Annotated in this window: 25 protein-coding genes; 14 read left to right on the top strand and 11 right to left on the bottom strand. The window is 44.5% G+C overall.

The window, feature by feature from the left end:
• Nucleotides 1-24: 24 nt before the first annotated feature.
• Nucleotides 25-1,056: a S66 peptidase family protein gene (locus ACLWOR_RS08700; protein WP_413940308.1), complete on the bottom strand. Its 1,032-nt coding sequence runs from the start codon at nt 1,054-1,056 to the stop codon at nt 25-27.
• 136 nt (nt 1,057-1,192) lie between these two features.
• Here ACLWOR_RS08700 and ACLWOR_RS08695 point away from each other — a divergent pair, with 136 nt between their 5' ends.
• The gene (locus tag ACLWOR_RS08695; RefSeq protein WP_413940307.1) at nt 1,193-1,747 is read left to right on the top strand and encodes a Dps family protein; all 555 of its coding nucleotides are present in this window, start codon (nt 1,193-1,195) and stop codon (nt 1,745-1,747) included.
• Nucleotides 1,748-1,803: 56 nt separating this feature from the next.
• On the opposite strand, the gene ACLWOR_RS08690 is transcribed toward ACLWOR_RS08695, so the two are convergent.
• Nucleotides 1,804-2,841, bottom strand: a complete 1,038-nt coding sequence (locus ACLWOR_RS08690) for a c-type cytochrome domain-containing protein (protein ID WP_413940306.1) — start codon at nt 2,839-2,841, stop codon at nt 1,804-1,806.
• A gap of 255 nt (nt 2,842-3,096) precedes the next feature.
• On the opposite strand from ACLWOR_RS08690, the gene ACLWOR_RS08685 reads away from it, so the two are divergent.
• Nucleotides 3,097-4,698, top strand: a complete 1,602-nt coding sequence (locus ACLWOR_RS08685; protein WP_413940305.1) for a tryptophan halogenase family protein — start codon at nt 3,097-3,099, stop codon at nt 4,696-4,698.
• 79 nt (nt 4,699-4,777) lie between these two features.
• On the opposite strand, the gene ACLWOR_RS08680 is transcribed toward ACLWOR_RS08685, so the two are convergent.
• Entirely contained in the window at nt 4,778-5,206 is a 429-nt protein-coding gene (locus ACLWOR_RS08680) for an organic hydroperoxide resistance protein (protein WP_413940304.1), read from the bottom strand.
• An 85-nt stretch (nt 5,207-5,291) separates the two neighbouring features.
• On the bottom strand, nt 5,292-5,753 hold the full coding sequence (locus ACLWOR_RS08675; protein WP_413940303.1) for a MarR family winged helix-turn-helix transcriptional regulator: 462 nt from the start codon (nt 5,751-5,753) through the stop codon (nt 5,292-5,294).
• 165 nt (nt 5,754-5,918) lie between these two features.
• Between ACLWOR_RS08675 and ACLWOR_RS08670 the strand changes: the two genes are divergently transcribed.
• The 4 genes from ACLWOR_RS08670 (at nt 5,919) to ACLWOR_RS08655 (ending at nt 8,028) form a co-directional block, all read left to right on the top strand.
• Nucleotides 5,919-6,398 carry a carboxymuconolactone decarboxylase family protein gene (locus tag ACLWOR_RS08670; RefSeq protein ID WP_413940302.1) on the top strand — a complete coding sequence of 160 codons (480 nt, stop codon included), beginning with the start codon at nt 5,919-5,921 and terminating at the stop codon, nt 6,396-6,398.
• Nucleotides 6,399-6,890, top strand: a complete 492-nt coding sequence (locus tag ACLWOR_RS08665) for an Rrf2 family transcriptional regulator (RefSeq protein WP_413940301.1) — start codon at nt 6,399-6,401, stop codon at nt 6,888-6,890. It abuts the gene before it with no gap.
• Between the two features lie 102 nt (nt 6,891-6,992).
• Nucleotides 6,993-7,730 carry a hypothetical protein gene (locus ACLWOR_RS08660; protein ID WP_413940300.1) on the top strand — a complete coding sequence of 246 codons (738 nt, stop codon included), beginning with the start codon at nt 6,993-6,995 and terminating at the stop codon, nt 7,728-7,730.
• Between the two features lie 61 nt (nt 7,731-7,791).
• On the top strand, nt 7,792-8,028 hold the full coding sequence (locus ACLWOR_RS08655) for a DUF1653 domain-containing protein (RefSeq protein ID WP_413940299.1): 237 nt from the start codon (nt 7,792-7,794) through the stop codon (nt 8,026-8,028).
• Here ACLWOR_RS08655 and ACLWOR_RS08650 read toward each other — a convergent pair.
• The gene (locus tag ACLWOR_RS08650) at nt 8,008-8,583 is read right to left on the bottom strand and encodes a DUF2239 family protein (protein WP_413940298.1); all 576 of its coding nucleotides are present in this window, start codon (nt 8,581-8,583) and stop codon (nt 8,008-8,010) included. The two genes, ACLWOR_RS08655 and ACLWOR_RS08650, sit on opposite strands and share 21 nt — an antisense overlap.
• Nucleotides 8,584-8,885: 302 nt before the next feature.
• Between ACLWOR_RS08650 and ACLWOR_RS08645 the strand changes: the two genes are divergently transcribed.
• Together ACLWOR_RS08645 and ACLWOR_RS08640 are read left to right on the top strand one after the other, a co-directional pair.
• Nucleotides 8,886-10,178: a hypothetical protein gene (locus tag ACLWOR_RS08645; protein ID WP_413940297.1), complete on the top strand. Its 1,293-nt coding sequence runs from the start codon at nt 8,886-8,888 to the stop codon at nt 10,176-10,178.
• A 33-nt stretch (nt 10,179-10,211) separates the two neighbouring features.
• Nucleotides 10,212-10,595 carry a hypothetical protein gene (locus ACLWOR_RS08640; protein ID WP_413940296.1) on the top strand — a complete coding sequence of 128 codons (384 nt, stop codon included), beginning with the start codon at nt 10,212-10,214 and terminating at the stop codon, nt 10,593-10,595.
• A gap of 70 nt (nt 10,596-10,665) precedes the next feature.
• On the opposite strand, the gene ACLWOR_RS08635 is transcribed toward ACLWOR_RS08640, so the two are convergent.
• Nucleotides 10,666-11,421 carry a transglycosylase SLT domain-containing protein gene (locus ACLWOR_RS08635; protein ID WP_413940295.1) on the bottom strand — a complete coding sequence of 252 codons (756 nt, stop codon included), beginning with the start codon at nt 11,419-11,421 and terminating at the stop codon, nt 10,666-10,668.
• Nucleotides 11,422-11,625: 204 nt separating this feature from the next.
• On the opposite strand from ACLWOR_RS08635, the gene ACLWOR_RS08630 reads away from it, so the two are divergent.
• Nucleotides 11,626-12,261: a hypothetical protein gene (locus ACLWOR_RS08630; protein ID WP_413940294.1), complete on the top strand. Its 636-nt coding sequence runs from the start codon at nt 11,626-11,628 to the stop codon at nt 12,259-12,261.
• 17 nt (nt 12,262-12,278) lie between these two features.
• The gene (locus ACLWOR_RS08625) at nt 12,279-12,890 is read left to right on the top strand and encodes a 16S rRNA (guanine(527)-N(7))-methyltransferase RsmG (protein ID WP_413940293.1); all 612 of its coding nucleotides are present in this window, start codon (nt 12,279-12,281) and stop codon (nt 12,888-12,890) included.
• On the opposite strand, the gene ACLWOR_RS08620 is transcribed toward ACLWOR_RS08625, so the two are convergent.
• The 4 genes from ACLWOR_RS08620 to ACLWOR_RS08605 all read right to left on the bottom strand — a co-directional run bounded on the left by ACLWOR_RS08620 (nt 12,887) and on the right by ACLWOR_RS08605 (nt 16,246).
• Nucleotides 12,887-13,426, bottom strand: a complete 540-nt coding sequence (locus ACLWOR_RS08620) for a GNAT family N-acetyltransferase (protein ID WP_413940292.1) — start codon at nt 13,424-13,426, stop codon at nt 12,887-12,889. The two genes, ACLWOR_RS08625 and ACLWOR_RS08620, sit on opposite strands and share 4 nt — an antisense overlap.
• 9 nt (nt 13,427-13,435) lie before the next feature.
• On the bottom strand, nt 13,436-14,188 hold the full coding sequence (locus tag ACLWOR_RS08615) for a tyrosine-protein phosphatase (RefSeq protein ID WP_413940291.1): 753 nt from the start codon (nt 14,186-14,188) through the stop codon (nt 13,436-13,438).
• Nucleotides 14,189-14,303: 115 nt separating this feature from the next.
• Nucleotides 14,304-15,758, bottom strand: a complete 1,455-nt coding sequence (locus ACLWOR_RS08610) for a methyl-accepting chemotaxis protein (RefSeq protein ID WP_413940290.1) — start codon at nt 15,756-15,758, stop codon at nt 14,304-14,306.
• A gap of 101 nt (nt 15,759-15,859) precedes the next feature.
• Nucleotides 15,860-16,246 carry a cell wall hydrolase gene (locus ACLWOR_RS08605; RefSeq protein ID WP_413940289.1) on the bottom strand — a complete coding sequence of 129 codons (387 nt, stop codon included), beginning with the start codon at nt 16,244-16,246 and terminating at the stop codon, nt 15,860-15,862.
• A 134-nt stretch (nt 16,247-16,380) separates the two neighbouring features.
• On the opposite strand from ACLWOR_RS08605, the gene ACLWOR_RS08600 reads away from it, so the two are divergent.
• The 4 genes from ACLWOR_RS08600 to adeD are packed head-to-tail and all read left to right on the top strand — an operon-like array spanning nt 16,381 to nt 22,703.
• Nucleotides 16,381-17,847, top strand: a complete 1,467-nt coding sequence (locus tag ACLWOR_RS08600; protein WP_413940288.1) for a xanthine dehydrogenase small subunit — start codon at nt 16,381-16,383, stop codon at nt 17,845-17,847.
• Nucleotides 17,838-20,162, top strand: a complete 2,325-nt coding sequence (gene xdhB, locus ACLWOR_RS08595; protein WP_413940287.1) for a xanthine dehydrogenase molybdopterin binding subunit — start codon at nt 17,838-17,840, stop codon at nt 20,160-20,162. Before ACLWOR_RS08600 ends, xdhB begins: the two co-directional genes overlap by 10 nt.
• Nucleotides 20,155-20,952 (top strand): xanthine dehydrogenase accessory protein XdhC, encoded by a 798-nt coding sequence (xdhC, locus tag ACLWOR_RS08590; RefSeq protein ID WP_413940286.1) that lies wholly within the window; start codon nt 20,155-20,157, stop codon nt 20,950-20,952. The genes xdhB and xdhC overlap by 8 nt, the downstream gene beginning before the upstream one ends.
• Nucleotides 20,943-22,703, top strand: a complete 1,761-nt coding sequence (adeD, locus tag ACLWOR_RS08585; RefSeq protein ID WP_413940285.1) for an adenine deaminase — start codon at nt 20,943-20,945, stop codon at nt 22,701-22,703. The genes xdhC and adeD overlap by 10 nt, the downstream gene beginning before the upstream one ends.
• Here the strand turns inward: adeD and ACLWOR_RS08580 are convergent.
• Nucleotides 22,667-23,890, bottom strand: coding sequence for an MFS transporter (locus ACLWOR_RS08580; protein WP_413940757.1), 1,224 nt, complete (start codon nt 23,888-23,890; stop codon nt 22,667-22,669). The two genes, adeD and ACLWOR_RS08580, sit on opposite strands and share 37 nt — an antisense overlap.
• Between the last annotated feature and the right edge of the window lie 66 nt (nt 23,891-23,956).

The following is a 23,956-nucleotide window of genomic DNA, read 5'->3' as shown; positions in this document are numbered from 1 at the left end:
TATTTAAACGCACGCAAGTTTTATCTATTCAACCGATCCATCCAAAAATTCAAACTGTGCTGTCTGTCCCTCTGCCGTCAAACGGACCGGTGTCATTTGCGGAATAGAGATCATCGGCACCGTGTGAGAACAGTCAAAGTTGGAAACGATTGGATACTTTCTGGGGCCGACGACCTCTTTGATTAACTCATCATATCCAAATGGTGCTCCCTCTTGATCATAGTTCTCTGGCTTTCCGACGATTAAGCCTCCGATCTGATCCAAACCACCCACAAGCTTGAGATGCTGCAACAGTCGTTCCGTGCGACTAAGCGGTGCGTACATATCTTCGATCAATAAAACTTTTCCTCTAAGATCGGGCCAGTAGGAAGTACCAGCAGCCGTCATCAGGGTGTTGAGGTTTACAGCGAGCACAGGAGCTTCCACACGTCCCGGATTTAGCACTGTCCAACCTTCGTTGGTTTTCCATTCGCGCGGGATATTCTTCCAATCCCCATTATCCCAACGACGCAGGTGATTGCTCCAACGTGCGGGCGACACAACCACCCGCGAACCCTGCTGATGTTTCATCACGGCTTCTAGCCACCAATCGGTGCTTTCCGAAATTCCCTCCCAGTCGCCAAACCAACACATCACACTGGGGCCGTACACTGTGACTAGGCCTGAATATTTGAGTATGGCCAAATGCAGTGACGTCACATCACTGAATCCGCAAATGATTTTGCGTTCTTGGCGAATGCGTGCGAAATCCAAATGCGGAATCATGCTGGCAGAATTATTCCCACCTATAGTTGAAATCAAACACCGAACTTCCGGATCTTGGATGAGGGCCATAAATTCCTTGGCGCGTTCTTCTGGAGTTCCTGAGCGATAACCTTGGCTGTTTCTCTTTTCAGTCAAAGATCCCAGCTTGATTTTGAATCCCTGTTTTTTCAAAGCCTCTAAGCCATTTGTAAAAAGCTCGTCATTACTCGTGTAAGAAGGAGCCGAAGGCGTGAACACGCCAATGGTATCGCCAGGTCTTAAAGCCTTTGGTTTAACAATGGAAGCTTGCATATGTGGGTCCTCAACAGGAAGAATTTCTAGATTCGGAAATACTCGCAACTACTTCACTGTAGATTAACATCCAACGAAATTAAACAAGTAATATCTAGATTCAATCGTCGTATAATAGGTGCGGATGGAGGTCTCTATGTCGTCACATACACATGAGGATAAAGAAAAAGCTCGTCGTCAGTCCGCGACATCTGCGCGAATGGCTCCCCTGCGCACACCAACGGATTTAGGCGAACAAGCGACAAAAGATATTTCAGCAGTCTTAAACTTGGCCCTGGCCGACGTTTATGCACTTTATTTTAAAACCAAAAACTTCCATTGGCATATGAGTGGTCCGCAATTCAGAGACCTTCATTTACTTTTGGATGAACAAGGAGAACAAATCTTTGCAATGACCGATGATCTAGCAGAACGAGTGCGCAAAGTCGGCGGCACCACTCTGCGCTCAATAGGTCACGTGTCCCGCTTGCAAAGAATATCAGATAACGACGCAGATTTCGTAACCCCACAAGATATGCTGTCGGAACTTCGTGAGGACAATCTTTCCTTAGTTGCTTCACTCAGAGAAGCCCATGATATTTGCGATGAACATCGCGATATTGCGAGTGCCAGCCTGATTGAAGTTTGGATTGACGAAACTGAAAAACGTGCTTGGTTCCTTTACGAAGCCACGCGACAACTTCATAGTTAAATAAAAAAAAAAGGAGAAGCCGCCGCTTCTCCTTTTTCTTCTTCTCTTCGCCAAAATTAGTTGTTTTGCGCTCCATTTTGGATCCAAGTTAAGATCAATCTTAACTGTTCCGACGTTAATGGAGTGCCTGGACGAGGTGGCATTGAGCCATCTTCTGGTTCTTTATAAAGATCACTATCTGTCGGTCTTGATTTATCAACAGCTCGCAGAACCGCCGTGTAGGTATCAAAAGCATAACCCCCGTTGCGAGTCGTAGCATTGTGGCAGCTTACGCATTTTGGCGTTAGGATTTCACTTGAGATATACTTAAATGTTGGCTCTGGTTTTGGAGCTGGAATAGGTTGTGGGTTGGGACTTGCTGAAAATTCAGTGTCGATCCAACGACGAATCACATCTTGATCAGCCGCTGCGAGCACACGGCCCACTGGCATTTTTCCTGACTGTATAACCGTATACAAGCGAGAACCTGCTGAATTTCCAGGAACCACAAGTCCTGTTGAAACCAGTCTCTCCGTATTTGTTAATCCGTAAATTCCTCCCGAACCCGAAGTTTCCCCATGGCAAGCTGTACAGTTTTGAGAAATAATTCGCAAAGCCTGACCTTGCAAGTCGGTAGGCATAGGGCCTGGTGATGGAGAAGGTGTTGGTGTCGGTGAAGGACCACTTGTCCCACCGCCTGTTGAACCTCCGCTGCCAGTGTTACCGCCGCCGGCCACCCATTGGCGTAATGTTTCTTTGTCAGCTTGAGACAATGGACCACTTGGAGGCATTGAACCGCCGTTGATCACATTTAATAAATAAGACTGATCAGGAGCGCCTGGAACTATAAGCCCCGTAGACACCAAGTGATTCACGTTGGTCAATCCATAGATGTTGCCTGGGCCCGAATTATCAGTGTGGCAAGCCGTACAGTTTTGAGAAAGGATCTGCATGGCAGAGGCTTGAAGTTCTGGATTCAGCGATGCTGACGAACTTTCATCCATCCCAGATTGATCTTGATTCCCCAAACCGACTAAACCCATCGGATAGCTGCAAGAAATTAGAAGAGTCGCAAAAGAAGATACTAAAATGATGTTTTTAAACTGTGTTTTCATACCTATCGTACCAAAGCAATGTCTGAGCCAGACTCAGTACTGGTATAAAATGCAAAGCAATGGAAAAACTTTGCCTAGCTTAACGAATTTGACTGTTACCTTAACACCGACCCTTCAGGTGGAAACGCTTTATAGCGAGTCACCACCCAATTACCGTTAAGTTTTTTCAGAACACTCTTTGTAGCAAAAAAGATCATTTACCTCGACGGGCAAAAATGATTCTATAGCGCCTCATTACCAAGACAGGACAGTTCCATGCCTTCTATTTCTGATACTATCGAAACCGCCTTTGATTTAAGTTATCTTGAATTTCCAAAATACCCACCGACTGAAATTAAAACGATTGGTATTCTTGGTGGCGGTACGGCTGGTTACCTCGCAGCACTCGCTCTAAAGAAATTGCACCCGAATATCAAAACTTCTGTAATCGAATCTAGCAAAATTCCAGTCATCGGCGTTGGCGAATCGACGACGACAGAGATCGTTCCTTTCTTGCACAGAACTCTGGGGATTGATCCAGGCGAATTCTTCCGCGCAGTTGAACCGACATTGAAACTCGGCATCCGCTTTGACTGGGGCGATCCAAAGGATTCTCATTTCAACTTCAATTTCTTCGCAGGTCACCAACAAGAATCTTACTACTACGAGCAGTCTATCAATAATGCGAACTGGGCGTCTGTTCTGATGGACAATAACAAAGTCCCAGTGGTTCGCCAAAAGGATGGCTCTCTTCTTTCGCTTCTTCCCAGTATTCCGTTTTCGTACCACATAGATAACAAGAACTTGATCCGCTTTTTGAACTCACTCTTGAAGCAACGTCAGATTCCAATCATCGATGCTGAAGTCGTGAAAGTGAACTTGGACGAGAAAGAATTCGTCACGTCTCTTGAAACAGATGACGGCCAGAAGCTTTCATTTGATCTTTATATCGATTGCTCTGGTTTCCGTTCCCGCGTTCTAGGGCAGGCTCTGAAAACAGAATTCATTCCGTTTAATTCAACTTTGATTAACAACCGTGCGTTGACTTTCGATATGCCCAATAAAGGCGAAATCGGTGTTCACACGCGTTGCTCGACAATGGATAACGGCTGGTGCTGGACAATTCCTATGCGCCAGGAAAACCATTATGGCTATGTTCACTCGACACAGTACTGTGACGAAGAAACCGCTGTTAAAGAAGCGCGCGCAAAGTACGGTCATTTTGATAAATACAAAATGGTTGAATTCAGGTCAGGCCGCCATAAGCAAGCTTGGAACAAAAATGTTTTCGGTCTTGGCAATGCTTACGGCTTTGTTGAGCCTTTAGAATCAACAGCTATTCAAACAGCTGTTCACAGCATTATGACTCTTTGTAAGTTGATGCCAAACAATCACCAAGATCATTCATCGATTGCAGGCATCAACCAAGAAATCGCTGTGACTTGGGATACATTCCGTTGGTTCTTGGGGATTCACTATAAGTTCAATAACAAGTTGGATACACCTTACTGGAAATGGTGCCGCGAAAACACAAACATCGGTGACGCAAAAGTTGTTGTGGACCTCTTCAAGCAACGCCCGCCATTAGTATCTTCAAACTTTGGGACCAATTCTCCGTACACAGCTCTTGAAGCTTTGGTCTTTAATAGCTACAGCTATGACACTCTTTTGTACGGACAAAAGGTGATCCCACATGACTTTAAGAAACCAAAAATGTCGAAGGCAGAATACGAGGCTCGCGTGGCTTCTTATCACGCACTCACCAAGAATGCGCTTTCGTTGCGAGAGCTATTTGATGGGGATCATCTATTTGAAGATGGAATCCTTGAGCATCTGTTTGAAGAACAAGATACTTGGATTGTTGAAACAGAAGCTTAAAATAAAAAAAGGGCAGCCTTCTCAAGCTGCCCTTTTCTTTATTCTCTTTTAGAGAACTACATGCACTTAAATTTCATTCCTACACGACGGTCAAAGTGACTTTGATATTGCCTCGTGTTGCATTGGAATAAGGGCATACACCGTGTGCTTTTTGCACCAGTTCTTGAGCGGCTGTGCGATCGAAACCTGGTATATTGATTTTAAGTTCAGCTTCGATTCCAAAGCCTGTTGGAATAACACCAATACCTACGAGTGCATTGACCGACGTGTCCGCTGGGAGAGCGATTTTTTCTTTCATTGCAACGAATTTCAAAGCTCCAATGAAACATGCGGAATATCCAGCTGCAAAGAGTTGCTCTGGATTTGTCCCGTGCTCACCTGTTCCGCCCAATGCTTTTGGTGTTGTCAGTGTCACATCAAGAACTCCGTTATTTGAAACAGAACGACCTTCGCGACCACCTGTTGTTGTGACTTCAGCTGTATAAAGAACTTTATCGATTGTTGCCATGGTATCTCCTTTTTTCATTTTGTACTATTTAATCGCGCGCTATTTAATTACCTCAGGAAAGGCGCTTTCTTTCCCAGGTTTTTCCTTACGTGTTCTTGGTTAAATTATCTCGCAGATGGTTCAGCTGGTTTTTCAGAGTTACAGCTTCATTCACTGTGCATTCTGCCGCACAAGCAATTGCTTCCCATACGGCCTCTGCTTTTTGCTTGAGTTTTTTACCTGCACTCGTCAACGTCACAATGACCACGCGCTCGTCTGCTGGCAAACGTTTGCGCGTGATAAATCCGGCTGTCTCCATTCTTTTTAAAAGCGGAGTCAGCGTCGCTGAATCTAAGAACAAACGCTCCCCGATCTGGCTGACGGACTGCTCATCGTTTTCCCAGAGCACCATCATCACAAGATACTGTGGATACGTCAGATCCAACTTCCCGAGCTGCTTACGATAGAGTTTATTCATCGCGAGACTTGCTGAGTAGATGGCAAAACAGAGTTGGTCATCTACGAGAAGTGTGGGTTTCATTTTGTTCATTGCGGTATCTGTTTTCATAAGAATATATTAGATCGCGCGCTATTTAATTGCAAGCTATTTTTAATAAGCAAGACGGCAAGGAGGTAAAACATCGTAAAAACAACTACTTATGGTGTATAAAATTTCAGCCTTGCGTCTGGATAATTAAGGATATATTATGTCCTTAATTGAAAGAGGTGTACCATGAGTATCCGTTTAAACTATCCAAGTCTCTCCCCTGAATCTTACTCAAGCTTGCTACAACTTGAAAAAACCATTGCGCAGTCGAGTGTTGAAAAAAACATTATAGATCTAGTGAAGATCCGTGTTTCACAATTGAACGGCTGCTTGTTTTGCCTTGATATGCATTCCAAAGAGGCCAAACGTCACGGCGAAAGAGAACTTCGCCTGTATCATCTGCCAATGTGGCACGAATCCAAACTCTTTACTGAAAAAGAAAAAGCCGCATTAGAATGGGCAGAACTTTTGACAAACTTTAAACCTCATGGTGTAGAAGACTCTGATTTTGACAAAGTCAGAACATTCTTCTCTGAAAAAGAATTGTCTGATCTCACATTTGCAATTGGCACTATCAATCTCTGGAATCGCTTCGGTGTCGCGTTTAGAAACGAAGCCGGTGCACTCGATAAATTGATGGGGCTTGATAAAGTTGGATTGAACTAAATGATTTTAAGAAACCAGGTCGAGTGGGCCCTCCATTGTTGTAGCATCTTAAGCGGACTTCCCGCCGACCGGTTTCTTTCAACTAAAGCTTTGGCAGAACTCCACGGAGTTCCAAAAGAATATCTCTCCAAAGCATTGCAAGCTCTCGCACAAGCGGGCCTGATCACGGGCACGCTTGGCCCAACCGGTGGCTATCGACTGGCTAAAAAAGCCAGCGAAATTACATTCCTGGATATTGTCGAGGCGGTCGAAGGACGAACCAGAACTTTTAATTGCCAAGAAATTCGCCGCAACAATCCATGCTTGAAAAAAACTGATAAAATTTCTGGTGTCTGCGTTGTCGCAAAAGTTATGAACCGCGCGGATCAAGCTTGGCGCGATGAGCTTCAAGCGATGACGCTTGAGATGCTGGCAATCGAGGTCATGAAGACCGTTCCTCAAGATCAACTCGAGCGCACCCAAGATTGGTTGCTCTCTCCGAAAGAGTCATAAATCATTAGCAAAACTGATTGCTATATTAAATCAATTAATTTTACGAATAATGGGATCTCCGCTATTTTCCTTGCAGAAACGAACTGTAAAAAGGAGATCGTAATGAAAGCAGCTCTATTGGCATTTTTGATCAGCTTTGGCAGCTTCTTGAACGCAAAGGCTGATATCCCGTCTGTTCATGGAATGTTAATGTTCGGTGATAAGAAGATTTATGCTTCTCACCTACCGATGTTCCATATTCCTCACAACTATCAAGTGATCCTTGAGATCTCTATTGAAAATGCCACACGTTCTCAGACGTTTGCATATTATGAATCATTGAAAGCATCAGGCAGTGAACAGTTCACTCTTGAACCTGAAGTAATGGATCTTACTCAAATCATCAGCGGTGAGAAAACTTCGTTTGGCGCTAAACTTTATAAAGGACATTTCGAAAGAGGTGGAACGCTTTTGGGTTCTGTGACAGTGAAAGTTGAGAAAGTTGTTTTCTCGAAGACACTTGATGCCAACGAAGCTTCCAATGGTGCAGATTACTTGTTCTTTGGTGCAGGTGATGAGTACTTTGCAGCTCACGTGATTCAGGGCCAACCAGGCTTTGATCAGATCCTGCAAATTGCGCATCCAAACTGGGGCAGAGTACCAGCTTGCAGAACAAGACTTTGCGAAACAGAGCCGGTTCAAACGCCTGCAATGGATTCAAACTTTCCGAAAGTGATTACACAGGCAACTATGGAAGATCCTTTGCAACTCAAACCTGGCTCTTTTCTTGGCGCTTTTGACGGATTCAATTCCTCTGTCCTTAAAGTTCTCTACACAGAAGTAGACGAGCTTTCACACTAAGCATCGTTTCTTGCAAAGTCCTTTGCCCTCTCCTAGATTGATGAGGCAAAGGACTCTTTATATGAATACTCCAACAGTTGAAATTGGCGGCATCTACAAACACTACAAAGGGAACCTCTATAAGGTTCTTGATATCGCCAAATCCAGCGACAATCTTGCTGATTACGTTTTTTACGAATGCCTTTATGCCAACTCTCTCGGACAAAAATGGATTCGGTCACTTCAAGAATTTACGGGAACCCTTGAAGTTGATGGTAAACAAGTCACGCGCTTTGCCTTACAAAATAGCGTCGGATAATTTCAATACGTGGTCGCGTACGTCTTTCGGCCACTCACCCATGAGTTTTTTGAACAACGAACCGTCCTTCGCGTAAAACGCACGAAGGGCTTCTTCGTAATGAGGCAGATCCCCTGCCATCACAGTCATAAACTTATAAGTCGCATCTTGTGCTTGGCGAATTTCATCGCGGCCTTGAGTTTTCTTTTTGGCTTCTTCAATCAGTTTACGAATTGTGACGGAAGCTCCTCCAGGTTGTAGGGCAAGCCACTCCCAATGACGCGGAAGCAAGCTGATTTCTCGAGACACCACGCCAAGTTTTGGTCTTCCGGGACCCGCTGGTTTTTCGCTTTCATCGGGAAAAGCTTCTTTCATTCTTTTTTCAACAGCTTCCATCGTTCCGCGCAGATCCAACTCGACTTGTGCGCTAGTCACATCGTCAAAAATCAAGATGGAAGCATTCTTATCTTTTTGCAGGTGACTTTTAACTTTCAGGGCCACATCCAGCAAATGACCATGGGCGATCTTTTTAGGCCCGGCAAAAGCGGTACAAGTTCTTTCCGGAGAGGGATTCATTGGAAACTCCTTTAATTCATCTTAGGAACTCCCTTAATATTACCCGGGTAAAATAGAAATGTCAATATTACCCGGGTAATATTATAAGACCATAAAATAGATCGTCTTTCTAGTAAGTTACAAATATTCAGGCTTAAACTTATCCTTTAATCACGCACTCTCTGCTTTCTCGCACCACCTAAAAGCTATGATTTGCACCCAGATCGTGCGCACTAACACCGCTTGCTTTGCTTTTAGCCACCAGCTCGTTCTTTCTTGATTCTGCAAATCTATAATCAAAGAAATCCAACAGGAGAGGCTTTATGCAAAGACTCGCGGCTGTGATTTTGCTACTTTTTCTTTTCTCACCTAATGCTCGAACTGAAACTTTCAAATGCAATCAGTTCTGGCCCGAGATTCCCGATCAAAACGAAAACTGCAACGAGTGGAAAAGCTTTCATCTCCCTAAGAGAATTAACGGTTCAGAAATGCGCATCTATCACTTTGCCGACTACTGGCATAACGACAAAACCTCACAAGAAATTTTGGAAACTATGGCCAACGTGATGGCAACATCAGTTCCACTCTTTAATCGCTGGTTCAAAACGCCTTCTGTTTACGCGACACTTTTTAACGAAGTCTCAGCTGACGGTACCTTTTCAGAGCAATCAAGTATCAATCCGAATCTGGGACAGCCTTGTCGCATTTCACTTTTCATGAACATTTCTGAAAACCGTCATCTGGCTGAGCAGATCGGAGCCCATGAAATCTTTCATTGTATTCAGGACAATTTGGTCTTTCACAAATCTTCAGAAAGTCGCCAAGGAGTTTATTCGTATGATTGGTGGATTGAAGGTTCTGCCAACTTTTTTGCCTCGTATCCATTTCCTGAAGGTGGTCTGGATATCCAGCACGGCGAAACCTACAATCCTCAAGAACCACTCGATCGTCAGCGCAATCCTTATTCCACGGTGTTGTTCTTTGATACCCTCCGCCAGCATTTCGGCATGGACTATGGCCAAATAGGTAATTTATTAAAACGCCAACCAGTCTATTCTTCTTTCGCCTCAGAAAGACTCGCCTTGGCTCGCTGGCCCGGCATCGACGAAAAGTTTTTTCAATTCGCACGTCATTTTGCCAATAAAGATATTCGCAATGTGGGAGGCTTTCTCTATAACAACGAGACTCTCCCATATGGACAACCGATCAAAATTGAGAAGGACAAATTTAAATTAAAACTTGTCGTTCAGCCCTTTACAATTGGCTCGTTTCGCATACAAGTTCCTTCTGCCACAGCGTTCAAAATTAAAGTGAAACGCTCTATGGGGTTTAACCAGCGCATACGCGTTTCCTATCGGCCCTACTTAAATTTAGAATGGAAAGAACCCACTACCTCCGCTTCGGAATTCGATGTTGATTGCCGAAATGAAGATCACAGTGGTATTTACGATGTGCTGGTTACAGGAATTTCCGAAACAGACCACGTACTCACAACCGAACTTGATATTGAACTTAGAGACTCAAATGCATGTAGCTTAACAAACTATGCCGATTTCCGATTAAATGCGGGAAATGTAAACTCTTTCCGTTCGCCGGTGATAGGTCCTTTTTGGTAAAACGAATCTTCACCTCAAAATAGGAGAGTTTCCATGAAAGTGCTTTTCGCAATTCTTGCGCTATCTTTTGCTTCGTCTTTAAGTTGGGCTAACATCACAGAAGTCTCAAGCTGCCACTCAGCGAGTCCCACCCACAGACTTGAGATCGCGAATGTTGGAGGAGGAGTTGAGCTTTCATTCAAAGAACTTACGCCTGAAAACCTCGGCAAGATCCCCGGATCCAATTATAAAGTGAGCGGTATTACGAACACGCGTCGTGTGATTCATGGAATTACGCTCTCTGAACTCACTCTGAAACGAAATCTAATCTCCGAAAGTTTGGTTTCTATCATGCGGAGTCGTCCCGAGTTCGATGGAGACGCGGACATGCACTATGCTTATGCCGATGAATTCATTCGCGCAATGAACTGCAAATAATTTCAAAACAAACAGGGCCGCAAGCTCATCATGAAACTTGCGACCCCAAGGAATTTAGATTCGAGAATAATTATTTACAGAAAGCGAGATTCTGACTCCACTTAACGATGGAGTTATAAGATTCTTTGTCACCGGCGCGAAGAACAGCCCAGTAACGAGCGCCGCCCTTCCAGCCGCCACTCACTTTACCAGCGATACGACCATCACGACCCACCCAACGATTCAAGATGCGGATACCGCAGCTTAAGTTTTGATATGGATCATGAAGATCTGCTGTCGTTTTGAAGTTACAACCGTAGGAATTTCCGCTCTCAATCGAGATTTGCAACAAACCACGGCTGATAACGCGTCTACCATTGCTGTCGTTGAAATCTTCTGTGTACTTGGTTTCAGTTTTGAAGTTACTTTCAAAACGAACCATTGATGACAAAATATATGTCCAATATTGCTTACGTTGTGCGTATGACAAGTTTGAGTATTTTGGACAGAACAAGCTTTTATCTGCAGGAATCACGTCCAACATATCTTGGCCCAAACTATCGAGCGCGTGATAAACGTGTGTTGACCACTCTTTGCCGTCTGCAACTTTGCTTTCCCAAAGTGGTGTGACATCCCAAGCTCCTGTATCGGGCTCTGTTGGTGTCGGTGACGGCGTCGGAGTTGGGGTTGGCGTCGGTTTTGGCGTTGGAGTCGGTGTTGGTTTCGGAGTTGTTGAACCACCCGAACCAGAACCTGGAATTTTTTTACCCATCGCAAAAGCAGATGGAGTTGAGAAGATTAAAAGACCAGCCAATAAGATTGTAAGTTTGTATGTCGTATTTTTCATACGACTAAGATCGGCATTTGACCACAGGCCTTTAGTCTCATTAAAACTGTCGAAGTTTTGATGATTTTCCTAGACCTAGATCCTGCAAAAAATCGCGATTTTTGCCTCTTAAACCGAGATTCCCAACCGTTCATCTAGAATCGAGGACGAAGTAGTCCAGCGTCATCTCTGGTTTTTTCACTCGGAGTCCTGCATGTTAGAGGCATGAAAAAGATCGGTTTTCTCCTCGGTGGAGCCTTCGTTATTATCACTGTTTGCATGTTGTATTTGGTGCGTAAGGGTATCAGCTTACGAACAGCTCCCCTGATTAAACCCACGGAGATTAGTACAGATCGACACAACATTGCCGAGCATTTAGTCCTTCGCCTTTTCCCTGAGTTGCAAAGCAATGACATCATTCTTTGGGGCATTCTTCCCGAAAACGCAGAATCACAAGCGCTTGTCCAAATGGCCGCTTCTGATTACGAAAGGATGTTTAAAACTCCTGTTCATTTCATCTCCAATGCTGAGTCTGCGACATTGCAAGATTTCCAAAACTGCAAGAAGCCTTGCTGGATTCTTTTAGCAAAAGATAAAGCCAATGAACTGACGCCCAATGAGTTTATTGATAAAAACATCCAGCCTCTGAATCGCCCTTATATCACTCTGACTTTGGTGAATTTCACGGGAGCAGAAGAAGTGACCGATGCCTGTGAGAATCAGCATCGTCTTCACTTGGACTGCCTAGTCCCGCTTTCGGTCCGTGATGCCAAGAAAAAAATGAAAGATCCGAACAAGCTTTACTTCTTTCTTCGCAAATACAATGATAGAGACTACTTCCTCTTCACGCAGACCAAATAACGTCGGAAGGACCTCAGATGTATTTTGAAAAAAGAATTCCTTTATTTTTGGAACTCGGATTCCGTGAAGAAGCTATTCCGCAGTTGAAGGCCTACGTTGATCTTTTGTGGAAATCCAACGAAGAGCTGAATCTTATCAGCCGCAAAATGACTTTTGAAGAATTGATCGATAATCACGTTATTGACAGCCTTTTGCCTCTTAAACATTTTCCAAACGGAGTTAAGACGGCTGCAGACTTTGGCTCGGGCGGCGGACTGCCAGGCGTGATTTACGCCATTCAGTTTCCGCAAGTGGCTTATCATCTTTATGAAAAAAGTCCGTTGAAGCAGGAGTTCCTCACACGTTGCAAAGCGATTGCACAAAACCTGGAAGTGCACGGGGAAATTCCCAAGGACCTGGATAAATACGATATCGTCACGGCTCGCGGGTTTAAACCTGTTGATGTGATTTTGGATATGAGTCGCGGTTATTACGCTAAAAAGGGCAAGTATTTCTTGTTAAAAGCTCGTCGCGAAAAAATCGATGAAGAAATGACTCTAGCGAAAAAGAAATTCAAAGACTTGAAAGCCGATATTATTCCACTTCAGTCTCCAGTTCTTGAAGTTGAACGCCATCTTGTACTGATTTAGATTTCTGATTTCAGCAACCCGTAATATTCAACTGAAATATATTTGCCGTTTTTAAATTCCGACTCGCGAAGCGTTCCTTCGTGAGTAAATCCGTTTTTCAAAAGCAAATGGCCGGAACGATCATTTCCTACTTCGACAGTGGCTTCAATACGGCGCAGACGAGTCTGGGTAAAAAGGTAATTGATAATCGCAGGTACACATTCACGCATCACCCCCTGCTTCCAGTACTCTGGCAAAAGCCAATAGCCCATTTCAGCTTTGTTGTGCACGTGAGACCAGCTGTTCACACCGCAAGCCCCTAGCAATACTCCCCGAGCGCGACGTGATTCGATAGCCCACCAAATTCCCGAATCTTCTTGGACAATGCGCTTAAACCAGTCCATTTGCTCTTTGGTCGCAGCTTTTGTTTTGTAGGAAACCCCGTAGTGCTTGATAACGGCAGGATGAGACAACCCACGAAAAACTTCGTCGATGTCGTTTTCCTTAAACTCGCGCAAATAATAATTTTCTGTGTGAAGCTCTGGAAACTGCTCCATCCCCTTATCCTATTCTGAAAAACGTGCTTGTAGAACTTCCAACTTTTCAGGAGTTAAACCAAATTCTGCACTGAAATATCTCTCAAAACTTCCATAGCGTTGTAAAATCGCATCAAATCCAGAGTGCAGAAAGCTTTCTCGCACAGACATCACGTAATGAAAATTGTCCATCGCTTTGACCGAATGACTGCCATTTGAAATACGCTTTAAAACTTCACTGCGATAATCGCTCAAACGCTCTTGCGTCAGCAGATAATCTTCCATCACAGTGTCTTGAGAAACCCCCAGCGAAAGCAACAATAACGCAGACCCCATCCCTGTACGATCCTTCCCAACCGCACAGTGCTGAACAAGCCCACCGTCCTGCAAATTCTCAACCTTACGAAAAAGCGCCTGATAAGCCGCATTCCCAAAAGGAAGCTTCTGATAAAGCGACTCCATAAAATCATGAGGAATAGCGGAAAGAACATCGTCACTAAAAAAATCCCGAGTTTGCGGAGAACTCTTATGAGAAATAGGATTCGCCGGAACGCACTCATGCTGAGCCCCATTCCAAACAACATCCTTATCATTCTCAGACTCATGATGATCCCGATAATCAAGAATATGCTTAATTGATAAAGACTCTAAGGTTTTACAATCATCCGAAGTTAACCGAGAAAGGGATCCCGAGCGATAGAAAGTCTGCTTTTTAAGCTTCATCCCACCCCGAGTAAGATAACCACCCAAATCACGAAAATTAATGCCACCTTGTAACTTCATGAAAAACCTCTCGTAAAATACAAATATATCACAAGAGATACTAACGAAAACATATTTATGAAAAGTAACCAAGGGCTTCGTGCTAGATTTCGCGGGTTAAAAGCCCCTCTAAAATCTAGCTCGCTTTGCCCATAACCTCGGTTGCAAGACTTGTGACCATGCCTTGTAGAGTTCGAGCCTGTGCCGACATTTCTTCAGATGTCGCCGCAGTTTCTTCAGCAACCGCTGAGAATGACTGCGTCTGCTTTTCCAAAGAACCCATACTCTCTTGAATAGAGTGAATGCCGCCCGCTTGTTCGCTCGTGGTCTCTGCGATTTCTTGGTTGAGCACGTTCACCTTTTCAACCGAAGCGACAATTCCATCAAGGACTCGGTCACTTTTTTCAGCTAACACTAATGACCGCTTCGTCTGCTCAACACTTGTCGTGATCACAGATTTTACTTCTTTAGCAGCTTCAGCTGACTTGAGCGCAAGACTTCGAACCGCATCAGCGACAACCGCAAAACCCTTACCTTGTTCCCCTGCTCGAGCCGCTTCGACTGCCGCATTCAGGGCGAGCAAGTTTGTTTGGAACGCGATATCGTCAATGATATCCATCGCAGAAGTGATCTTCTCAGAAGTTTTCGACATATCCGTAATTGCAGCGATGAGTTTTTTCAGCTCGGCATTTCCTTCTGAAGCTCCTTGTTGTGAACTTCTTGCGAGGTCGGCTGCGACACGCGAACGCTCTTCGTTCGCTTTTAGAATCGAGTTAAGATCTTGGATTGCACGCAGGGTTTCTTCGATTCGAGCTGCCGCATCCACGGCACCTTGTGCGACATTTTGTCCTGCACCAGAGAGCATGGTTGACGCCTCAAGAACTTGCTTACTTGCATCTCCTGTATCTTGCACTGTGCGAGATAAGAAACTCATCAAACGGTTTGTAAAGAGGAAGAAGACGATAAACGCCAAAGCAAAAGCGCCGAAAAAGCTGATCAAGACTTTATTGCGGAAACTCCCCACAGCTTTTTCCACATCATCTATGTAAACACCACTCCCCACGATCCAATTCCAATTCTTAATTTTGCGAACGAAACTGATTTTCGCGACTGGATTTGGCGTATCTGGCTTTGGCCAGAGGTATTCCACAAAACCTTCGCCAGAGGGGCCTTCTCCGACTTTGACAAATTCTACGAAGAGACGAAATCCATTTGGATCTTTCATATCACTAAGATCTTTGCCATTAAGCTCCGGCTTCATTGGGTGCATCAGCATTTTTGGATGAAGATCGTTGACCCAAAAATATTCTTTGCCGTTATAACGAAGTCTTCCCACTGCTGCGAGGGCTTGTTTCTGCGCCTCATCGACAGGCAGAACTTGTTTGTCTGCAAGCTCCTGATAGTGCTCAATCACTTTTGTCGCTATATCAACTGTGCTTCGAACCGCGACTTGGCGGTCTTCATGCATGGAAGTACGAACCAGTGGCAGAACATAGAAAAGCACAATTCCCCAGAGCGGAAGAATTGCCAAAATCAAAAGAGACAAAATCTTGAATCGATAGCTGCGTGATGACCAAAGTTTTTTATACATATATGAGATATTTCGGAGCCCCGAAAAAATCCTGAAGGCCACTCATGGCTTTGCGAACTTGTCTTTGATATTCGCATCAAACAGACACAAGACGAGACCTCTTAGTCATTGATCTTTGTGCAGAAAATCGGACGCTTTAAAGAGTTCTTCATATAAGTCGCCTGAAATTCGCGACTAGAAGACGACCACGACATTTGCGCATCGACGCGAAGTGAAGGGGCATACCACATCTTGATATAAGTATCGCTCTCCCAAATAGGCACTTCCAGAATTTGTGTGCGCGTGCTTTCTTTCACTTCAAGGCCGACCATCAGATCCACCTTCCCCATTTCCATATTCAAGTTTGCGTCGAAGTAGTCTTTCATGCGCAAAGAAGTCAGAGGATTGATTTCATCAGTGAAATGACAGCTAAAAACGCGGCTACTTTGAGCCAGAGCTTGCCCAGCTGTAAGGACCGTCATTAAGAGAGTGAGGACGCACTTTTTCACACTCAACTTATCGCGAAATTTCGCGACTTCCTTAACGCTGCTAAAAGTCCCCGCCCAAAGACTAGAGACCTTCTGCCGAGAACCTGCGTTTCCCTGTGAAAAGTATTGAAATGACAGCCGATTTATGAGAACCAATGAGAATGGCTGATTCAAGAATTCGCAATAATATCAATATCTTCATTAATGGAGTTGAGCACTCTGTTGCAGGTGAAGAGGCTTTTCTTCCACTCGCTCAATTTCTTCGTTATCGCGCAAGTCTTCCAGGTACAAAGGTTGTTTGTGCTGAAGGTGATTGCGGCGCTTGCACCACTGTTGTGTCAAGACTCACTGATAACAAATGGTCAAAACCACAAACCATCAACTCGTGCATTGCACCTCTTTATCTTTTTGATGGTTGTTCGGTGGTGACTGTTGAAGGACTTGAGAAAAATCAGCAACTCAGTGAAGTCCAAGAAAAAATGCGCAACTTCCACGGCGGCCAATGCGGATACTGCACACCGGGTATGGTGTGTTCTCTTTCATCTCTTGCCGAAGATTGTTCGCGCGAAAAAAAACAAATCACAGAGAAAAAAGCCCGCAACTATCTGACTGGAAATCTCTGCCGCTGCACGGGTTATGAGCCTATCTTGAATGCCGCAAGAAATTTAGATCTTTCTAAATGGGAATCACTCGAGTCTCGATACTTCACCGATAAAGAAGCCACTGTCCTGAAAGAAAAAACCAAAGACAGCTTAGCAATTCAAACATCTCTGAAACAAATCTTTGCGCCCACGACTCTTTCTGATGCCTTGGCATTTAAAGCACAGAACCCAGGCGCCCGTATTGTTGCCGGGGCGACAGATCTGGGTGTTCTTCATAACAAAGGAAAATCATTTCTAGATCAGGTTCTCGTTCTGAATCGCATCGCGGCTCTCTCTGAAAACAACAATACGCCAGACGGCGTTTGGATTGGCGCGCGCACAACTCTGACAGAGTTTGAAAACTACATTGAAGCCGCTCATCCTGAGTTTTCACGTTTACTAAGAATCTTTGCCTCTCCGCAAATTAAAAACCAAGGCACTTTGCTTGGGAATGTGATGAATGGATCACCGATCGGGGACAGCATCCCCGCTTTGTTAGTGCTGAATGCATCGGTGAAGCTAGTTTCTGCGGAAGGCTCCCGACTGGTTCCGCTTACTTCATTTTATAAAGCTTATAAAGTTTTTGACATCAAACCCAACGAACTTGCGACTGGAATTCTTATTCCGCACTTGCCAGGAAAATGGCAATCAAAACTCTTTAAGGTTTCGCTGCGCAAAGATCTTGATATTTCAGCGGTCACCTTTGCAGCCGTGCTTAAAATTGAGAATCACAAAATTTCTGAAGCACGACTGGCAATGGGCGGCGTAGGACCGACAGTGATCCGTCTGCCTGATCTGGAAAAACAAATGATCGGTCAGAACTTCTCACAAGGCCTTTTTCAAAAACTAGGCTCGCAGGTGAAAAACTTTATCACGCCCATTTCAGATCTCCGCGCCAGTGATGCTTACAGATGGCAGGTGGCACAGAATCTTTTTGAAAAATGCTATCACGAAATGAATGAGGAGCTCGCATGTCCATAGGTCAAAATATTCCCCACGACTCCTCTCGTGGTCATGTTTCAGGACAAAGCGTTTTCATTGACGACAGAGCTTTTCAAAAAGGTGAGCTCACGGTTCTGCCAGTTGGCGTTCCCGCGGCAGCTGGAAGACTTAAGAAAATCAATTACGAAAAAGCGTTACAGGCACCAGGTATTCTGGCGGCTTACACAGCAAAAGATCTGCACCACAACCATTGGGGAACTATCGTCGCCGAACAACCGATTTTGGTAGAAGATCAAATTGGTCACTATGATGAACCGGCTCTTCTCTTAGTTGGAACAGATATGGAAGAGCTTTTGCGTGCAAGATCTTTAGTTAGTTTTGAAGTTGAAAAATCCACTCCGGTTCTTTCTATCGACGAAGCCATCAAGCAAAATCGTTATATCTATAAGGCAAATCCTTTTATTCAAGGGAATGCCGATAAAGCTCTAGCCTCGGCTCCTCACAAACTCCAAGGTGTCTTTGAGTGTGGGGGCCAAGAACATTTTTACTTGGAATCAAACGCCTGTATCGCTTATCCACTTGAAGATGGACAAATCGAAGTTCACTCAAGCTCTCAACATCCGAGCGAAACACAACATGTGGTGGCTGAAGCTCTGGGTCTTCACCTGCATGAAGTCGTCTGCGTTGTAAAACGTATGGGCGGAGGCTTTGGCGGCAAAGAAAGCCAAGCCGCACCTTTTGCTGCCATGGCTGCTTTGGTTGCACAAAAAATGCGTCGCCCGGCCCGTCTGGTTCTTTCGAAAGACGATGACATGGTGATGACAGGAAAGCGTCATCCTTTTAAAAATTTCTATGAAATTGGTTTTGATAACGATGGCAAAATCTTAGCTCTGAAGGCTCACCTCTATGCAGATGGAGGCGCTTACGCCGATCTTTCCAGTTCCATTTTAGACCGTGCGCTATTTCATATTGATGGCGCTTATTATTTGCCTCATGCACACATCGAGGGAACTGTTTGCCGGACCAATCTTCAATCAAACACAGCGTTCCGTGGTTTCGGTGGCCCGCAAGGCACAATGACTATTGAATCCATCATCGAAGAGGTCGCGACTTATCTTAAGATGGATCCGCTTGTCATTCGTGAACGCAATTGTTATCAAGGCGAGCGCAACACCACTCACTATGGCCAGAAAATTGATCACAATCCACTTCCAGAACTTTTTGCGCGACTTAAAAAAGAATCTAACTATGACGTTCGCCGTAAAGAGATCGACGAGTTTAATGCGCAAGCCACTGGTAAAATCCGTGGTCTTTCATTGACTGCAACTAAATTTGGTATTGCCTTCACCGCGCGTTTTCTAAATCAGGGAAATGCTTTAGTAAATGTTCATAAAGACGGAACTGTGCAAGTTTCAACGGGTGCAACCGAAATGGGTCAAGGTGTGAACACCAAGATTCAACAAGTGGTAGCACATGCTTTTGGTATTCCCGCAACACATGTCAAAGTGATGGCCACGTCGACTGAAAAGAATCACAATACGTCACCAACGGCGGCTTCCAGTGGTTCCGATATCAATGCCGCAGCGGCGTTAAAAGCCTGCGTAGAAATTCAAAAGCGTCTAGCTTGGCTCTTCACACATATCATGAAGGGTACACGCATGGATGATATCAACGAATGTCCTCCATTGAATGAGAAAGAGCTCAATCTGAACGATTTTGAATTTGTGAATGAAGAAATTCGCCACAAAGTCTCAGGACAAAAGAAAACTTGGAAAGAAATTACGATCTCTGCCTACCTCAACCGAATGTCCTTGGGTGAGTACGCACACTTTAAAACAGAAGGCCTTGGATTTGACAAAAAGAAAAGCCAAGGAACTCCGTTTAATTATTTCACCAATGGTGTTGCTGTCAGTGAAGTGCAGATCGATACTTGGACCGGAGAATACAAAGTTTTGCGCTCTGATATATTAATGGATCTCGGGCGCCCGTTGAATCCTGGTATTGATAAAGGCCAAGTGACGGGAGCTTTTATCCAGGGCATGGGCTGGGTCACCTCGGAAAAACTCTTCTACAATAAAGACGGCCGTCTGCTCAGTCATTCGCCGACAACGTATAAGATTCCAAATGTGCAAGACACGCCTCGAATTTTTAACGTGTCCTTTATTGAAAATAATGAGAATCATCAAAATGTTCATCGCTCAAAAGCTGTCGGTGAACCGCCTTTCCTTTTGGGAATCTCAGTGTGGACAGCCTTGAAAGATGCTCTTCGCTATAAAACCAAAGGGAAGCTGCCTCAGATCAAATCACCTGCAACACCTGAGGAAATTTTGATGGAGCTAACAAAACATGCTTAAGACAAATTTTGAAGATCTTCTCTCTGCGGTAAAGACTCTGCAAAATCAGGGCAAGGACTGTGTCATTGTCACTCTGGTCAAGCAAGTCGGTTCATCCCCGCAAGATGTCGGCGCCAAAGCTTTAGTCAGCCGCGATGGATTGGAGTTTGGAACTGTTGGCGGAGGCAAAGTCGAAGCTCGCGCAATTTTAGAAGCGCAAAAGATGATTCAAGAACGCACGCCGCATGTCTATGCAGATTGGAATCTGCAAAAGGACATCGGCATGACCTGCGGTGGAGTGGTGAGTTTCTTTTTTGAACTTTTTGAAAAATCCCATCCTTTTCATGTCACAGTTTTCGGTGCGGGTCATATAGCCCAAGAATTCGTTCGTCTCCTGCTCCACCTGGACTGCCAGATCACCTGTATGGATTCTCGTCAGGAATGGGTGGCAAAGCTTCCGCAATCCCCAAAACTTAAAACTCTCTGCCTGGACAATCTTGCCGGAGAAGTTGCAAAAATTCCTGAACGCAGTTTCGTGACAGTGATGACGATGGGACATGGAACGGATCTTCCGGTCCTTACTGAAGTCATGAAACAAAGAGATCGTTTTAGCTATGTCGGCAATATCGGCAGCGATCAGAAAAGACTGCGCTTAGTAAAAGACCTGAAAGATGCCGGAGTACCAGATGGTGCGGTGGAGCGTTTCCATTGCCCGATGGGAGAAGAATTCGGCACCAACTCCCCTGTTGAAATTGGCTTTAGCATTGTCGCGCAAATTCTTCGCACTCGCGATGAGGTTCTATGTCTCTAAGTAAAAAAAAGACTCAAAACATTCCTTCTCATGAACTTCCTAAAAAACTTGCGCAAGCGCGAGGAGCTGAGAAGTTAGATCTTTTGATTAAAAATATTCGCCTGCTTGACGTGATTACGGGTGAAATCTATCCAAGCTGTATCGCAATTGGCGGAGATCATATCGTCGGCATTGGAATGGAGTATGAAGATTCCGATGCCAAAGAAGTCTTTGACGGAAAAGGCGCTTTCATCACTCCGGGTTTTATCGATGGGCACTTGCACATTGAATCTTCGATGATGTCGCCGTTTGAGTTCGAAAAAGCCACTTTGCCTTTAGGAACCACAACAGCGATCTGTGATCCACACGAGATAACAAACGTTTTAGGTGGAAAAGGCTTTACTTGGTTCCTCCGCTGTTCTGAACTTATGCACCAGAACCTTTTCGTGCAGATGTCATCTTGTGTTCCCGCTCTTCCTGGTTTTGAAACAACAGGCAGCGATTTTCCTTTGGAAGAAATGAAAAAGCACAAAGACCATCCATCTGTTTTAGGACTGGCGGAAATGATGAACTTCCCAGGTGTGATTAACGCCAATCCCGAAGTTCTGGCAAAGGTCGAAAGCTTTTCTGACCTCAATCTTGATGGGCACGCTCCTCTTCTCCGTGGAAAAGCACTGAACGCCTATTTGCTCGCGGGAATTCAAAACTGTCACGAAACTGTGACTTTAGAAGAAGGCCGTGAAAAACTGCAAAAGGGCATGGGCCTTATCATCCGTGAAGGCAGTGTTGCGAAAAACCTGCGCACATTGGCTCCGCTCGTAAATGAGTTTTCGTCACCGCAGTGTTTGCTGTGCACAGATGATCGCAATCCCTTTGAAATCGCTCATGAAGGACATATCAACTATATCATTCATGAACTTATCAATACGCATAAAGTGGCTGTTCACGTGGCTTATCGTTTGGCGACTTATTCCGCGGCAAAACATTTTGGTCTGAAACGCTTAGGCCTTGTTGCTCCAGGGAAAAAAGCCGACTTAGTTTTGTTGAGCAATCTTGAGAAAGTCGCAATCCAAGATGTGATGATCGGTGGCCAATGGGTTTCGAAACTTGAACTACAAAAAAACCTCAAAACAAAACTTGAGAAATCAGCACCGCCTCTTGAAAACACCATGAAACGCAAGCCCCTGACGGCAGGCGATCTGAAATTCAATTTAAGTCTTGGTACGTACAACGTGATTGAGATCGTTCCAAACGAAATTATAACCAAGCATTTAAAACTCACCTATGATGGTTCTAAATTTAATGGTGATGACGTGCTCTTCATGGCCAACATCGAACGCTATGGAAACAACCGCCCTCCTGCTTTAGGCCTTGTCAAAGGCTTAGGACTTAAAAGTGGGGCTATTGCAAGTTCTGTTGCTCATGATTCTCATAACTTGATGGTGATTGGAACAAACTCGGCTGATATGGAACTTGCCGCCAATACACTGATTAAATCAGGCGGTGGTTTTGTGGTGGTAAATAACGGCCAGGTACAAGCTCTTGTGGAATTGCCATTAGCAGGATTGCTCAGTCTGCAAAGTGCCGAAGAAATCAAAACTGGAATTGAATCCCTGAAATTCGCCTTTAAAAAACAGGGTGTTGTCATTGAAGAACCCTTTATTCAAATGGCTTTCTTGGCACTCCCAGTGATTCCGACCTTGAAATTGACTGATCAAGGCTTAGTTGATGTCACTCAATTTTCTTTCATTCCTCTGATGTGCGAATTTTGATTCCTCCAGAGATAAAGAAGAATCGTCACAATCCCGAGCGCTGAAAGGATCGTGGTTGTGATGATTGTTCCATAAAGTGAGGTGCGTTCCAAAAGAAAGAACGTACCCATGAGCTGCGCAACAGACCCCAAAAGACCAAACCCGAAATGATAGGCATTCGCTAATAAAAAATTGCGATACGCCTGTGGCAGCAACTCGCCAAGAAAAGATATCAGCGGAGCGTAGGCCGCCACTACGATGGTGCTTATAGCAGAACCAAAAATAATCATGAGCCAAGTATGAAGACCTATCAATGTTCCTTGGTTTTTCAAGCTTTCGCCGACATATTCAGCCAACATAAAATAAGGCAAAATAAAAACCGTACTAAGACTAATACCGATCAAAATCATTTTGGTTTTGTTCATTCGATCGGAAAGAACTCCCCAAAAGAAAAATGTCGGCAAATAAATAAGACTGCTTAACGCCAAAATAAATTTAGAAAGGATTGGGTCGACTTTCAGAAGTGTTTGCATAAAAAACAGCTGATAGACATTTCCCATAAAAGTCGTGAGGCCCACAACTCCAGTCACTGGCAAAATAAAAAAGAAAAAGGCCTTTGCAAAAGACTTGCGTGTTTTAAAAGAATTCACAACGGACTTAAGAACTTCCATCCGCGTTGAAAAAAGAGGCTGAAGTTCGAATTCACAATTCGTTAATTGAATTTTACGAATGAAATATAAAAGTGCCACTGCTGCAATGAAACAAACTCTCCAGCCCCACGCATGAAAGGCGACGTCACCGAGAAATATTTTGACAACAAGAACTGCTGCCAAGGAACTTAGATACCCTGCCGGCGCAGCCACCTGAATAAAACAGGTAAAACGTCCTTTAGAATTTTCTGGAGCCGCATCATAAGCTAAGAGCGCAATGGAACTATAAGTTCCGCCAATTGCAAAACCCTGCAATAAGCGTAAAAAAATATTTAAACTGGGTGTTCCCGCACCTAAGATATCGTATCCCGGAACAACAGCAATGATCGAAGTCACGACGCCCATTAAATACCCGCTTCGAAGCAGACATTGTTTCGCTCCCCGACAGTCACCTTCTAATCCGAAAAAGAAAGCACCCAGTGGCCGGGCGGCCATACCAATAACAAATCCTAGAAAGGATCCCACCATGGCAAAGTCGGACATTTTCGGTGCAATCATCGACACCGAGCCCTCGGAATAAAGGGCGCTCGGTAAATAAAAACAATACATGGAAAGGAAATTTGC

This window comes from Bdellovibrio sp. HCB2-146, assembly GCF_047345725.1.
GTDB lineage: Bacteria > Bdellovibrionota > Bdellovibrionia > Bdellovibrionales > Bdellovibrionaceae > Bdellovibrio.
The sequence above is the reverse complement of the archived record's forward strand: the minus strand, read 5'-3'. Positions and strand labels throughout refer to the sequence as shown.

What these genes read in the sequence shown, in the direction of transcription:
- ACLWOR_RS08700 (WP_413940308.1), bottom strand. Translation starts at nt 1,056, where the DNA reads ATGCAAGCTTCCATTGTTAAACCAAAGGCTTTAAGACCTGGCGATACC.
- ACLWOR_RS08695 (WP_413940307.1), top strand. Translation starts at nt 1,193, where the DNA reads ATGTCGTCACATACACATGAGGATAAAGAAAAAGCTCGTCGTCAGTCC.
- ACLWOR_RS08690 (WP_413940306.1), bottom strand. Translation starts at nt 2,841, where the DNA reads ATGAAAACACAGTTTAAAAACATCATTTTAGTATCTTCTTTTGCGACT.
- ACLWOR_RS08685 (WP_413940305.1), top strand. Translation starts at nt 3,097, where the DNA reads ATGCCTTCTATTTCTGATACTATCGAAACCGCCTTTGATTTAAGTTAT.
- ACLWOR_RS08680 (WP_413940304.1), bottom strand. Translation starts at nt 5,206, where the DNA reads ATGGCAACAATCGATAAAGTTCTTTATACAGCTGAAGTCACAACAACA.
- ACLWOR_RS08675 (WP_413940303.1), bottom strand. Translation starts at nt 5,753, where the DNA reads ATGAAAACAGATACCGCAATGAACAAAATGAAACCCACACTTCTCGTA.
- ACLWOR_RS08670 (WP_413940302.1), top strand. Translation starts at nt 5,919, where the DNA reads ATGAGTATCCGTTTAAACTATCCAAGTCTCTCCCCTGAATCTTACTCA.
- ACLWOR_RS08665 (WP_413940301.1), top strand. Translation starts at nt 6,399, where the DNA reads ATGATTTTAAGAAACCAGGTCGAGTGGGCCCTCCATTGTTGTAGCATC.
- ACLWOR_RS08660 (WP_413940300.1), top strand. Translation starts at nt 6,993, where the DNA reads ATGAAAGCAGCTCTATTGGCATTTTTGATCAGCTTTGGCAGCTTCTTG.
- ACLWOR_RS08655 (WP_413940299.1), top strand. Translation starts at nt 7,792, where the DNA reads ATGAATACTCCAACAGTTGAAATTGGCGGCATCTACAAACACTACAAA.
- ACLWOR_RS08650 (WP_413940298.1), bottom strand. Translation starts at nt 8,583, where the DNA reads ATGAATCCCTCTCCGGAAAGAACTTGTACCGCTTTTGCCGGGCCTAAA.
- ACLWOR_RS08645 (WP_413940297.1), top strand. Translation starts at nt 8,886, where the DNA reads ATGCAAAGACTCGCGGCTGTGATTTTGCTACTTTTTCTTTTCTCACCT.
- ACLWOR_RS08640 (WP_413940296.1), top strand. Translation starts at nt 10,212, where the DNA reads ATGAAAGTGCTTTTCGCAATTCTTGCGCTATCTTTTGCTTCGTCTTTA.
- ACLWOR_RS08635 (WP_413940295.1), bottom strand. Translation starts at nt 11,421, where the DNA reads ATGAAAAATACGACATACAAACTTACAATCTTATTGGCTGGTCTTTTA.
- ACLWOR_RS08630 (WP_413940294.1), top strand. Translation starts at nt 11,626, where the DNA reads ATGAAAAAGATCGGTTTTCTCCTCGGTGGAGCCTTCGTTATTATCACT.
- ACLWOR_RS08625 (WP_413940293.1), top strand. Translation starts at nt 12,279, where the DNA reads ATGTATTTTGAAAAAAGAATTCCTTTATTTTTGGAACTCGGATTCCGT.
- ACLWOR_RS08620 (WP_413940292.1), bottom strand. Translation starts at nt 13,426, where the DNA reads ATGGAGCAGTTTCCAGAGCTTCACACAGAAAATTATTATTTGCGCGAG.
- ACLWOR_RS08615 (WP_413940291.1), bottom strand. Translation starts at nt 14,188, where the DNA reads ATGAAGTTACAAGGTGGCATTAATTTTCGTGATTTGGGTGGTTATCTT.
- ACLWOR_RS08610 (WP_413940290.1), bottom strand. Translation starts at nt 15,758, where the DNA reads ATGTATAAAAAACTTTGGTCATCACGCAGCTATCGATTCAAGATTTTG.
- ACLWOR_RS08600 (WP_413940288.1), top strand. Translation starts at nt 16,381, where the DNA reads ATGAGAATGGCTGATTCAAGAATTCGCAATAATATCAATATCTTCATT.
- xdhB (WP_413940287.1), top strand. Translation starts at nt 17,838, where the DNA reads ATGTCCATAGGTCAAAATATTCCCCACGACTCCTCTCGTGGTCATGTT.
- xdhC (WP_413940286.1), top strand. Translation starts at nt 20,155, where the DNA reads ATGCTTAAGACAAATTTTGAAGATCTTCTCTCTGCGGTAAAGACTCTG.
- adeD (WP_413940285.1), top strand. Translation starts at nt 20,943, where the DNA reads ATGTCTCTAAGTAAAAAAAAGACTCAAAACATTCCTTCTCATGAACTT.
- ACLWOR_RS08580 (WP_413940757.1), bottom strand. Translation starts at nt 23,890, where the DNA reads ATGATTGCACCGAAAATGTCCGACTTTGCCATGGTGGGATCCTTTCTA.